This is a genomic window from Paenibacillus sp. JNUCC-31 (assembly GCF_014844075.1).
GTDB lineage: Bacteria > Bacillota > Bacilli > Paenibacillales > Paenibacillaceae > Paenibacillus.
Genome location: NZ_CP062165.1, coordinates 6977170 through 6989545 on the forward strand (window position 1 = coordinate 6977170; position 12376 = coordinate 6989545).

General features: G+C 47.3%; 9 protein-coding genes and 1 pseudogene. 8 read left to right on the forward strand and 2 right to left on the reverse strand.

Features of this window, described 5'->3' with window-relative positions:
- Window positions 1-13 precede the first annotated feature (13 nt).
- The 5 genes from melA (at window position 14) to JNUCC31_RS30670 (ending at window position 5752) form a co-directional block, all read left to right on the forward strand.
- Window positions 14-1315 (forward strand): alpha-galactosidase, encoded by a 1302-nt coding sequence (gene melA / locus JNUCC31_RS30650; protein ID WP_192267067.1) that lies wholly within the window; start codon window positions 14-16, stop codon window positions 1313-1315.
- Entirely contained in the window at window positions 1312-2265 is a 954-nt protein-coding gene (locus JNUCC31_RS30655) for a carbohydrate kinase family protein (RefSeq protein ID WP_228469328.1), read from the forward strand. The genes melA and JNUCC31_RS30655 overlap by 4 nt, the downstream gene beginning before the upstream one ends.
- 51 nt (window positions 2266-2316) lie before the next feature.
- Window positions 2317-3864 carry a right-handed parallel beta-helix repeat-containing protein gene (locus JNUCC31_RS30660; RefSeq protein ID WP_192267068.1) on the forward strand — a complete coding sequence of 516 codons (1548 nt, stop codon included), beginning with the start codon at window positions 2317-2319 and terminating at the stop codon, window positions 3862-3864.
- A 216-nt stretch (window positions 3865-4080) separates the two neighbouring features.
- Window positions 4081-4419 (forward strand): hypothetical protein, encoded by a 339-nt coding sequence (locus tag JNUCC31_RS30665; RefSeq protein WP_192267069.1) that lies wholly within the window; start codon window positions 4081-4083, stop codon window positions 4417-4419.
- A gap of 205 nt (window positions 4420-4624) precedes the next feature.
- The gene (locus tag JNUCC31_RS30670) at window positions 4625-5752 is read left to right on the forward strand and encodes a phosphotransferase enzyme family protein (protein ID WP_228469329.1); all 1128 of its coding nucleotides are present in this window, start codon (window positions 4625-4627) and stop codon (window positions 5750-5752) included.
- 93 nt (window positions 5753-5845) lie between these two features.
- Here the strand turns inward: JNUCC31_RS30670 and JNUCC31_RS30675 are convergent, their stop codons facing one another.
- Window positions 5846-6697: an AraC family transcriptional regulator gene (locus tag JNUCC31_RS30675; RefSeq protein WP_192267070.1), complete on the reverse strand. Its 852-nt coding sequence runs from the start codon at window positions 6695-6697 to the stop codon at window positions 5846-5848.
- Between the two features lie 175 nt (window positions 6698-6872).
- On the opposite strand from JNUCC31_RS30675, the gene JNUCC31_RS30680 reads away from it, so the two are divergent.
- On the forward strand, window positions 6873-8279 hold the full coding sequence (locus JNUCC31_RS30680) for a family 4 glycosyl hydrolase (protein WP_192267071.1): 1407 nt from the start codon (window positions 6873-6875) through the stop codon (window positions 8277-8279).
- 124 nt (window positions 8280-8403) lie between these two features.
- Here the strand turns inward: JNUCC31_RS30680 and JNUCC31_RS30685 are convergent, their stop codons facing one another.
- Complete coding sequence (locus JNUCC31_RS30685; RefSeq protein WP_192267072.1) at window positions 8404-9252, reverse strand: LysR family transcriptional regulator; 849 nt, start codon at window positions 9250-9252, stop codon at window positions 8404-8406.
- Here JNUCC31_RS30685 and JNUCC31_RS30690 point away from each other — a divergent pair.
- Window positions 9232-10185: pseudogene (locus JNUCC31_RS30690) on the forward strand (ketopantoate reductase family protein); the annotation flags it as partial. The gene JNUCC31_RS30685 and the pseudogene JNUCC31_RS30690 overlap by 21 nt on opposite strands.
- A 482-nt stretch (window positions 10186-10667) precedes the next feature.
- Window positions 10668-12326 carry an extracellular solute-binding protein gene (locus JNUCC31_RS30695; RefSeq protein WP_192267073.1) on the forward strand — a complete coding sequence of 553 codons (1659 nt, stop codon included), beginning with the start codon at window positions 10668-10670 and terminating at the stop codon, window positions 12324-12326.
- Window positions 12327-12376 lie beyond the last annotated feature (50 nt).

Genomic DNA, 12376 nt, shown 5'->3' on the forward strand with positions numbered 1-12376 from the left:
GAGGAGAAAAGTGATGACTAAAATCTCAATTATCGGAGCAGGCAGTGCATTTACGCGCGAGATCGCTATGGATATCCTGCTGATTGAAGGCCTGGAGGGTGGCACCATTGCCCTGGTAGATATCGACGAACGTCGGCTTGAGTTGGCGCGAAGACTGGTACTTCAGATCGTGGAACGGACAGGAAAGACGTGGGAGGTGCTTGCGTCTACGGACCGCAGAGAGGTAATTGGCGGTTCACAGTTCGTGATCAACCAAATTGAAGTGGGCGGGCTGGAGACGGTTCGTTATGAATATGAAATCCCGCTGAAATACGGGGTAAAACAATGCATTGGCGATACACTGGGACCAGGAGGACTGTTCAAGACGCTCCGTACGCTTCCCAGCTGGATGGAAATTGTGCGGGACATTGAAGTGCTCTGCCCGGACTGCATCATACTAAACTATACCAATCCGATGTCTGCGGTTACCCTCCTGACTTCCCGCATTACGGACATTCCAGTCGTGGGACTATGCCACTCCATCCAGAACACGTCCGCTCAACTGGCCGAATATGCCGGAGTTCCTTATGAAGAAATGGCATGGAAAGCCGGAGGGATTAACCACATGTCCTGGTTCGTGGAGTTGTCCCATGCAGGAAGGGATCTATACCCTGTTTTGTTGGAGAAAATACAAAGTCCTGAGCTGCTGCGGCAGGACCCGGTTCGATTTGATGCTATGAAGTATTTAGGCGCTTTCGTCTCGGAATCCAGCGGCCATTTCTCGGAATATATTCCGTATTACCGCAAACGCCAATCGCTTATCGATCAGCACTGCAGCACAGGTTATAACGGAGCCACAGGGTTCTATGCTGACAATTGGCCGATCTGGCGGAGGGAGAATGATGAGCAGATTGTTTCACAGCTTGAGGGAACGGCACCGCTTGAGCTTCAATCGAGTAATGAATATGCAGCCATGATCATCGAAGCGGTATTGAAAAATGAGCCGAAGGTCATTTATGGTAACGTCCCAAACCGGGGGTTGATTGAAAATTTGCAGCCTGACGGTGTGGTGGAAGTAGCCTGCCTCGTTGACGGGAAAGGCGTTCAGCCTTGCCGCTTCGGAAGACTGCCTGAGCATTTGGCCGCATTGTGCCGCTCGAACATGGCTTTTTTTGACCTGGCTGTGGAAGCTGTGCGGAGGAGCGACAAGGAAATGGCACGCCATGCACTGATGCTGGACCCGCTAACTGCTGCCGTGTGCTCCCTGGAGGAAATCGGAAGCATGTTCGATGAACTGTATGAGGCGGAACAGGGATTTGTTCCGGTGTTGAAATGATGCAGAGACAGGAAACAAGTCCCGTTGTTGTCATCGCTGGCGAGCTAAATGTTGACGTCATTGTGTCCGGAAAGGATGTGATGCCGGAATGGAATCGGGAGAAAATGGTCGATGGCTTCGAGATTGTACTTGGTTCCTCATCAGCAATCACGGCCTGTGCGCTGGCAAGCTTGGGAGCGGATGTGAGATTCGTCAGCGTCGTGGGGGATGACGATTTCGGAAAGTTCTGTATCGCTGAGCTGCAGCGTATGGGCGTAAATACAGAGCATGTAACCCGATTGTCTGGCATCAAGACAGGTGTAACCCTGTCACTCTCCACACCCGACGACCGCGGGTTGTTAACTTACGCTGGCAGTATCCCATTGTTGACACCGGATTATATTCCGGAGTCCCTGTTGCAGCAGGCCACACATCTTCATTTTGGTTCCTATTATTTGCAGGATGGAATGAGACCCCATTGGACAGAACTTTTTTCAAGGTTGCGGGCAAATGGGATCAGCACATCTTTTGATACCGGTTGGGATGTATCCAATCAATGGGATCGCAAGGGCATATGTGCACTTCTGGCGGTGACTGATTTGTTTATTCCCAGCGAGGATGAACTGCTGCACATTTTTCCTGCCGACGGGGTAGCCGATGTGCTTGACTCCATGCTTCCTGCCGTTGCGGGAATTGTAGCAGTCAAACAGGGGTCAAAAGGTGCTACATTGCGAGAGCTGGACGGAAGTACAATTTCGCGCGGATCTTATACTTTGACTCCTGTCGACACCACGGGAGCAGGCGACTGTTTCAACGCTGGAATCATATATGGATATTTGCTCGGAAAGCGGGCCGACGAACTGCTGCGATTTGCCAATGCATGTGGTGCATTGTCCACGCTTGGCATCGGTGGAACAGGTAGCCTGCCAACGATGGAGGCTGTACTTCATTTGCAAGAAGGACTTGAATAGTTGAGTCTGGCTTTACTCTGCGCAACCAATTGAACAAAGGGAGTTGAAAGTATGTTGAAATTCGGTAAAACATTGCTGGTGGGATTAAGTATGGCGGTAGGGATAGGACTGGTTTCAGGGATTGAATGGTCCTCATCCGCTGCCGCAGCAGGCACGGATTACTATGTGGCGACAAGTGGAAATGACTCCAATGCGGGAACGAGCAGCGCGCCATGGAAGACGCTTCAACACGCAGCGGATGCTGTTCCTGCAGGCAGTACAGTCCATGTTCGCGGCGGTGTATACAACCAGAAGCTGAAGATCACCCGCTCCGGCTCTGCGTTACAGGGACCGATTGTATTCACTAACGATGGCACAGAGGTTCCAATCATTGACGGCACCGGACTATCCGTTAGCGGCATTGAAGGGCTGGTTGATCTGACCGATGTGAATTACGTTACCATCCAGGGTTTTGAAATCCGCAACTATACCACGGCGACCAAGGACGTCATGCCCGTAGGCATCTATGTTCACGGAGCAGGCAGCTTCATCAATTTGTCTGGCAACAAAGTTCATGATATCAAAAATACAGCTACCCCAACCGGCAGTGATCTGCTTGGCCGCGACGCACATGGGATCGCCGTATATGGCACAAAAGCGCCGGACTCCATTCACGATATTACAATTAACGGTAATGAACTGTACAATCTCGTGCTCGGCTCCAGCGAATCGCTGGTTTTGAACGGTAATGTGGATACCTTCTCGGTAACCAACAATGTCATCCACGATAACGACAACATTGGCATCGATCTCATCGGTTATGAGGGTAAAGCGCCGAATACGGCTTACGATCAGGTACGGAACGGACTGGTGAAGGGCAACCGGGTCTACAATATTTCTTCCAATAATAATCCTTCCTATGGAAAGTCACTTCCGAATAACAGCAATGCGGCGGATGGGATTTATGTTGATGGCGGCAAGGACAGTATTATTGAGCAGAACTATAGCTATAACAACGATATCGGTATCGAGATTGCGTCCGAACATGCCGGTAAATCCACCAGCAATATTACAGTTCGCAGCAACGCAGTCTACAACAACCGTCTCACTGGCATCGCCATGGGCGGCTACGACACCAAACGCGGCTCCACGGTAAACTGTAAGATCGTCAACAATACCGTATACAAAAATGACACACTTGGCGATGGCAGCGGCCAGCTTTACGTTCAATTCGATACGCAGAATAACGTAATTAAGAACAATATTTTCGTGGCCAGTTCCACAGATGTGTTGATCTACAATGAATACACCAAGAATTCTGGAAACGTTGTGGATTACAATCTTTATTTCGCCCCTGCCGGAAGTAATGGAGCCAACTGGACTTGGAAAAATAAAGATTATACAGGATTCTCCGCTTATAAAACGGGAACTGGAAACGACGCTCATTCCTTGTTCATCGACCCCAAATTTGTGAATGCTTCTGGATTCGATTTCCATCTCCAATCTTCCTCTCCAGCGATTGATGCCGGGAACACGGATACTGCAATTATCGGAACACTGGATATTGAGGGGAAGCCAAGAGTACAGGGAGCTTCTGTAAATATCGGAGCTTACGAGTAAGACCTATAATCGAATGGGAACATAGTATCCGTGATGGACAAAACATGTTTGATTACTACCGACTCGCCTAACTAACGGATCCATTTTGTCCGCTGACTCATTAAGTTAAACGGGCAGGTCACCTATATGGCCTGCTCGTTTTTTGTGCATTGGTGAAACAAAATGGGTTGGAACCAAACCAAATCAAACTCACTCTTAACAACGAAGGTGGAGATCATGATGGAAAAGCTCAGAAACAATTCAACGAAAAAATCAATGCAAGCGATATATCAGGCAGCTTACGGGGTTTACCGCAATGATATCTTCTCCGTTCGGCAAGCGGTCCCCAAGATGCGGAGATCGGATTATCGTACATATTACGAAACATTTTTACTTATAGAAGAAGGGATGAGCGAGCAAGCCAGAGATCACCTGAAATCCATTAGAAGACAATGGATGCAATCTGCGCTGCTTGCCGAAATTGAACGTAAATTAGGTTATCGTGAAATGGCCATTCAGCATGCTGAGGAAGCAGTGAATGCCCTCCAACGGCGTCGAGCGTTATATGCTGGTTAAAGAGTATGAAAGATATTATGCAGAAGAAAAACGCGTACAATAAATGGATTATCGTAATGCTGTAGAGTTATAAACGAAAATACTAGAACAATATGGAATTATAGGTTAAATTGTATACATCCAAACAAAAGGAGTGAATTTAATGTCTAACAAGGTGATTGTGCTTTAGGTCCACGAAAGGATATTTGCGGTTTAGGGATTTCTTTTGTGGACATTGCAGTGCGGGAAACCGTCCCATCAATGTTTACTGGAGGAGATCATTATTAATTTTAACGAAGCGGTTCATATTAGCAATACTCACTTACTTGCAAGCGCATGCAAGTTATTTGACTTGGAGGATTACCAAGTTCAGCTTATCCCGCCACATGAGGGCGGGCGGAATATCGTGTACACCTGTGAGCGAGAGGATCATGAATCCAGAATCCTCCGAATTTCATTTTTACCTGACCGAAACCGTGAAGATTATCTGGCAGAGCTCGAATATGTCCGCTATTTGTATGAGCATGGAGCCAGCGTCTCCAAAGTTGTCCCCTCGAAAATGGGTCATCTGCTCGAAGAGATCGCCTATAATGATCACACGTTCTATGTCTGTATGTTCGTGAAGGCTAATGGAAAGTTGTTGGTAGAAAACCATTATCAGTACCGGGAAGGGGTTCCTGTTACCGAGTACTACTATAATTGTGGCAAAGTTCTGGGCCAAATGCATCAGCTATCGAAAAGCTATGCACCCGTTCATCGCAGGCCGCATTTTTCGAGCACCTACAATTCGGAGTATATCAAGAGAGTGATCCCTGATTCTTTCCCTTTACTCAGAGACAAGATGATTGAACTTCTTCAATCGGTAAAAGAATTGGATACGAGCCAGGAGACCTATGGCATGATCCATTTCGATTATAACGACGGGAATTATTCGATTGATTATGATACAGGCCAAATTACGGTGTATGATTTCGACAATTCCTGTTTCGGTTGGTATATGTACGACCTCGCAGCCCTGTGGTCAAACGGAGTCGGCTGGATTCAATTCGAATCAGATGCAGACAAACGCAAGCAATTCATGAATGACTATTTCCGAGTTGTACTTGAAGGATATGCTTCCGAAACCGCCATCGCGGATGACATGCTGGAAAAGCTGCCTTTATTTATTCAAGTTACCCTTTTGGAGAATATTCTGGACCATTTTGAAGTCATGCAACGTAGCGGAGAAGAAACGGAAGGCGATGACGAGGAAGTGCTATATCTGATCAAATGTATGGAAGAAACCATCCCGTACAAAGGATTTTTCCATGAGATGTATTCCACGGAAGCCCCTTTTGCATATGGGGAACGGTAGGGGAATTCACTTGCAAGCCATAAATAACCAGGCAATTTAATCAAAATGGAGAGGCCGTCGGTATGTACCGATTGCCTCTTTGCTTTCGGCAAGCTATTCAAATTTGGAAGGCGGCACATGGTACACTTTTTTGAACGCTTTCGAGAACGTAAAGGGGTCGGGGTAACCCAGGAATCCGGCAATTTGCTGGATCGTATATTTTTTCTCATATAAATAGTCCCTGGCCCGGTTCATTTTAATCTGATTCATATACTGACCAGGTGTTATGCCCAGCGTTTTCTTGAACAGCGAGATAAAATATTTCTCGGAGACGCCGGCTATGGACGCAAGCTCATGAACCCGAATGGGGCGATGCAGATTCGCATCGACGTATTGAAAAACACCTTGCAGAACCCCCAGATTTCCTTCCGTTTTATTCCGTTGGCCATCCTTAAGAAACTCGCCATTGTACAGCCCCTGCCCATGAAGCTCCAGAATCTTCGAAATGACAAGCAGCAGGGTAGCTTTTAAATAAAGCGGGCTTCCGGAAGCAACGCTGCCATGTTTGAGCCGTTGGTAAGAAGAGATGAACAGTGCCGTTTCCTCACAGATCCGTTTTCCCGGCACAATGCCAGAAAGTTGGAACTGCTCCAGAATTCGCCGTTGTTCGCTGATGCTGAAATCAAAATGCATATAGATGAATTGGCACAACTCTCCGGTCGCCGAGGCTGTATAGGGCATATCTGGATAAAAAAATACGACATCACCCGGAGCTGCGATATGTTCCATTCCATGGATCGTGATCTTGACAGAGCCCGCTGTAATGAACCACAGATCATAATCGGAATGTGATTTGTGTTCGATCCATTTTCCGTCATGAGCCTGTTCCAGGTAAGAACTCATGCGAAGTGTAACATGTTCCGAAAGTTCGTCGATGATGCTCCTATTTACAGGGCGTGTATACATAAGTTTTACTTCATCCTTCTCCACTTTATGACATCCTTCAATTTTCACTAATATATCAAAGGATTTAACTCTTGTTAAGTATCATACTATATGACATGTTTTGAAAACTATCATCCATTCCGATTCCAGATCACTCCCCTATAATGGACTTATATCTTACAAGGAGGCGTCATGGATGAATCCAGCAAATATGCAGCACCCCAAAGTCGTTGTCATTGGAGCAGGCAGCCTGTTCTTTGGTCGTCAGTCCATCTGGCAGATGGTTCACTCGCCATACCTGAATCAGGGAACACTTGCGCTGGTGGATACGGACGAGGAGAGACTTACGAAAATGGTAAGACTGGCCGAGATGGTCGCTCGGGAAAACAACGTTTCTCTTAAAGTGGAAGGTTCGGTGGACCGCAGAAAGGTACTGCCGGGGGCTGATTTCGTTGTACTCAGCTTTGCAGAGCAATCGGTGAAATACCGGGGAATCGACTGTCAGGTCTCTTTGAAGTACGGCATTCGCATGTGTTCCGGGGATACGATTGGTCCAGGCGGGATCTTTCGGGCAATGCGGGAACTGCCGATTATTATGGAATGTGCGAAAGACATCGAAGAGTTATGCCCGGAGGCGTGGGTGATTAATTACATTAATCCGTCTACAGTTCATGGCATTGCACTGCATCGTTATGCACCGCAGCTCAAATCATTTGCACTCTGCGATAGTCATCATATGCCCCATAAGAAAGCCTATTACGCCGTTCGAGCTGGTATTATTGGAGATCATAGCGAGTTCACCGAAGAGATTGACCGGAAGTTCGATTTTCGCATCGCTGGTGTCAACCATTTCACATGGCTGCTCAAAGCCGAGTATGAAGGGCAAAATGTGATGCCCAACATCGCGGAAGCCATGCGCCTAATGGCAGGGGATGAGAACAATGGCGGCGATCGCGGTGCCAAAGCGATTTTCAACGACGCGATCACCTATGAGCTGTATGACATCTTTGGGATCATTCCCACCTGTACGGCGCACACAAAGGAATACGTACGGTATTGGCAAGGTCTGGGCCAAACGTCGGACGCCATCCCGCCTTTGTCGATCTGGGAAACGGAAGAGCGATATCAGCGTCACGACGAAATGTGGCAGCAGGTAGATGACTTTCTCTCTGGCGAGATTCCGATTACCGATTATATGAGCACCTTTGGTCCGGATCACGCAACGGACATTATTGAGAATATGGTAGGGAATTTGGGCAAAAAGTTCTTCATCAACACGCTGAATCAAGGCGCGGTAACCAATATGAATGAAGATTCATTCCTGGAACTGCTCTGCGATGTGAGCATGGACGGCGTGAAGCCGCTTCATGTTGGCGAGATGCCAAGGGGAATTCGGGGCATGCAGGAGGTGGTGCTGGATACACATGAACTTACAGCCGAGGCTGTCGTGGAGCAAAGCTATGAGAAACTGAGAAGGGCAATGCTCACCGATCCACTTGTGAACTCCATCCGTGATGCAGACAAGATCATTGCCGAACTGCTCGAACTTGAGCGGGAGATGATCCCTGAGGGCTGGTATAAACACGGATTGACAGTTTCCTGAACCTAATTAAAGTCGTCGTGTGAACCGGAATATACTCCGTTCATTTTGGGAGCAGACCACTTATACACAGCACAGAGACCACAGCTTCCCTTACCGGGAAACTCGTGGTCTTTTGGTCTTTCTTTCAACGGATATCATGATGTACCTTATACAGGGCGGCATTCGACTCATAGTACGAGGTAATAAATGCACGAAACTGCTGAATGGACGGAGATAACATCCGATGTTTCATCCAGGACAAACTGATCGGATATATCGCTGTCTGGTCAGCAATGGATACATAATGCATCCCCAGATTACGGCAGACGGAAACGGGAAGCAGTGCAACGCCCTGATCCAGCTTGATAATCTCGACCAGTGTAGGAGAATCGACTTCAAAAGCGTGATGGGGAACAAAGCCGGCCTTCTCGCATAACATCGTAGTAAAGCGGCTATATTCTTCATTATTGGCAAGGGAAATGAAGGGTGCGCTTGCGACAGCACTTAGATAAATGTTCTCGTCTCCGCCGTAAGTATATTTGGATGGCACAACCAAAACGATGTCTTCCTCAACCAGCACATGGCCTTCAATCTCTTCATCCTGAATCGGGTGGTGACCGGTGATGACGAGATCTACCTCTCCCATTTTCAACTGGGTGATGATGTCACTCCGGCTTGCAATCCCTTGATGAATCTGAGACTCGGAAAAACCTTGAATATATTCACTAATCAGGCCAGAGAGAAATCTGGAATTCGAGATCGAGATTCGGATCAGCTTGGAAAGCTCATGTTCCTTCTCCTGCATCGCAAGCTTTGCATTCTCAAGTTCAACAAAAATCCGGTTCACATGTTTCAGCAGGATTTCTCCCGACGCATTCAATTCGATATTTCTTCCTTTCCTGTGAAAAAGGGTGGTTCCCAATTCATCCTCCAATCTCTTGATTGTCAGACTAAGTGAAGGCTGGGCAATAAAATTGATGCTTATCAGGAGCATGTGAATGCCCTTAATCAGACGGGTGCCAAAGTGACCGGAACAACGGAGTTTCAAGCGAAAGTAAAAGCGATTACCCCTGAGCAAAAGTCAGGGTCATATGATCTCGTGCTGCTATTGACCAAACAGTTGTATAATGAGTCGGTGCTACAGGAATTGCTTCCGTTCTTGCATGAGGACAGCATGGTATGCTCCCTGCAAAACGGAATTCCGGAGGACAACGTCTCGTCCATTGTGGGGGCAAAACGGGTCATAGCCGGCTCCGTCGAATTCGGCGCTACGTTTATTGAGCCTGGTGTTTCAAGCCTGACCACAGCGTACACTACATTCAAACAGTATGCTTTCCAGATTGGTGAATTGAACGGAGAACATACCGATCGGATTCAGCGTGTAAAAGAAGTTCTGGATCTGGTCGGGGGTACACACATCTCCGATAATCTCGTTGGAACAAAGTGGTCCAAACTGCTGATCAACAACGCATACAGCGGTTTATCTGCAGCACTGAATGGTGAATATGGAGACATCCTGGATCATGAAGCGGGCATTCGAAGTGCGGTTCATATCGCGGATGAAACGATTAAAGTCGGACATGCAAACGGCGTTTCCTTTGTGAAAATGAACGAATTCGATATCGCCTCACTGGAGCTTCTCAACGAATCAGACATTGCTGAACGCATTCAGACCTTGCGTTATGTGATGGAGCCTTCGAGATTGCTCAAAGCGAGCATGCTGCAGGATTTGGAGAAAAAACGCAAAACGGAAATTAATTTTATCAACGGAGTGGTTTCAAGCAAGGCGAAAGGAACGGGGATTGCAACACCGTACCATGATTTGGTGGTTCAGTTGGTGCAAGCGGCAGAAGAAGCACAGACCGTACCGCAGTTTGAAACCAACATCCTGGCTTTTGAAGAACTGCTGAACGTTCCGAGTGCTTAAGCTTGATTCATCGTATATTTGCATAAGCAGCAACCGAACGGAACTCCAATAAAGAGGATGTAAAACATAAAGAAGCCTGGCTCGAATTGTTAATCTATCTAAGATTACTGGTTCGGGCCTTTTTATCCTATACATAAGAACGTACCTTTACTTCCAAAAAATAACCCCGGTGAAAGTCGCTGTGTCGCAGCGTCTCTGATCATGATTATCCAATATACAACAGGTTTACGTCACTGCTTGTTAAAGCCTTCGGAACGCTCCACCGCGTCAGAGAAAAGAAAATCAGCAGGGCAATGATCGACCCAATGATCGCGGGTATGATTGTGTTTCGTTAGGGGGGCATGATGCGAATCATCTGAAGAACGATAACTAAATCATTTCCATTTTAATCCAAGGATAGTAAAATCGGTTGTACCACCAGTTGTATGAATGCTGATGCAGATGGGGATTGCAGATGGCCAATATAGAAAGGAGACGCTCAGATGTTTATGGTTCGTAGCCCTTTCATCTTAGCCTTGTTGATGATATTTCTGATGTCAGGCTTGGCTGCTTGTTCCAACTCAGGGCAAGCGGAAGATAAGGCTGCTTCGAGAAAAGCTGACTCAACGGAGCAGGTGCAGAGTTTCAGGCTTAATCCGGAAGAACCGGCATGGAAGCTGGATACCACACCCGTGAATGTAACGTGGTTCGTTGGAGCCGAATGGTACGGGCACATTTGGGGTGAGAGTCTGACTTCCAAATATGTCACCCAAAAAACAGGAGTCAATATTGAATTTGTAGTGCCAACCGGTGAACCAAGCGAGATGTTATCACGGATGTTAACGTCCGGTAGTTTGCCGGATTTGATAACCATCGGCTCCTGGGAAAGTGCGGTTAACAAGCTTCGGGAGAGCAACCTCATCTATGCCCTGGATGAGCTGGCCAACCAGTATGATCCGTACTTTTACAAGGTAGCAGGTGATGGTGCTCTACAATGGTATCGGCAGGAAGACGGCCATACCTACGTCATTCCCAATGATGCGTACAGTCCCGAACAGATGCGTGCAACCGGCCTGACGGGAGCGAACCAAACCTTTCTCGTACGTAAAGATCTGTATGAGTCGATGGGCAAACCGGACCTCAGCACGCCGAAAGGTTTTCTAAATGCACTGCAATTGCTGAAGAATCAATATTCTGTCTATAAAGGCCAACTGATCAGTCCATTTTGGGCACAGGGGAATGCATCCTACGGGATGACCGAATATTTGCAAAATCTGCTCGCGATTCCCCATGAACAGAATGGTAAAGTATACGACCGTATTACAGATCCCGATTATATTCAGTGGCTGAAAACATTTCGTACCGCTTATGAGCAAGGCCTGATTAATGTGGATTTTCTGGTTGACTCGAGTGCACAGGTACAGGAAAAAACCAACCATGCCCAATATTTTATGATGATTCGGGAATGGACAGACATATCGGACCTCAATTCGAAATTGGCAGTCCGTACGAACCAGAGCTCATCCTATATTGCTATGGATGGACCCCGCAACAGCAGGGGAGAACCCGCCAAACTGTTTCCCGGCAGCATGGATGGCTGGATGGTTACGATGATTAGCAAATCCACCAAAAACCCTGAACGAGCTATCCGCTTTTTGACCTATCTGGCCAGCGAAGAAGGCCAGAGGGATGTATTTTTGGGCAAAGAAGGCGAAACCTGGGCGATGGAGAATGGTAAACCGCAGTTGACGGCAGACATGGTCGAGTTGCTTGATATGGATAGGGAGCGGCTGGAAAAGGAATATGGCATCATGGATACCTACTGGATGCTGCGAAATCCTGCTTTCGTTAACCCGTGGAGACCGGAGAAGGCCCCATCCATTAAGCAAATGGAGGAGTTCGCCAACCAACAGGCCGACCTGGACAGCGGCATCTATAAGGGATTAGATCCTGTAGGAGATTCCGATATAGCATTAGCCTGGTCACGTATTTCTCAGAATTGGGATGAAGTACTGCCTGAACTGATCACAGCCAAGGATGAAGCTGCTTTTGATAAAATATTCGAAAATTTCTTTGCACGTCGTGTGAATTACGGGTTTAATCAGGTGATGGAATACCGTCAGGCCGAGCTGGATGCGAGAAAAGCCAAGATGGCTAAATAATCATTCCTTAACATCCTTGCTCTCTATCAGCTAACTTGTAATATATGGTA

Coding starts and splice junctions, on each gene's coding strand:
- JNUCC31_RS30655 (WP_228469328.1), top strand. CDS start 1,312: ATGATGCAGAGACAGGAAACAAGTCCCGTTGTTGTCATCGCTGGCGAG.
- JNUCC31_RS30695 (WP_192267073.1), top strand. CDS start 10,668: ATGTTTATGGTTCGTAGCCCTTTCATCTTAGCCTTGTTGATGATATTT.
- JNUCC31_RS30680 (WP_192267071.1), top strand. CDS start 6,873: ATGAATCCAGCAAATATGCAGCACCCCAAAGTCGTTGTCATTGGAGCA.
- JNUCC31_RS30685 (WP_192267072.1), bottom strand. CDS start 9,252: ATGCTCCTGATAAGCATCAATTTTATTGCCCAGCCTTCACTTAGTCTG.
- JNUCC31_RS30665 (WP_192267069.1), top strand. CDS start 4,081: ATGATGGAAAAGCTCAGAAACAATTCAACGAAAAAATCAATGCAAGCG.
- JNUCC31_RS30675 (WP_192267070.1), bottom strand. CDS start 6,697: ATGTATACACGCCCTGTAAATAGGAGCATCATCGACGAACTTTCGGAA.
- melA (WP_192267067.1), top strand. CDS start 14: ATGACTAAAATCTCAATTATCGGAGCAGGCAGTGCATTTACGCGCGAG.
- JNUCC31_RS30660 (WP_192267068.1), top strand. CDS start 2,317: ATGTTGAAATTCGGTAAAACATTGCTGGTGGGATTAAGTATGGCGGTA.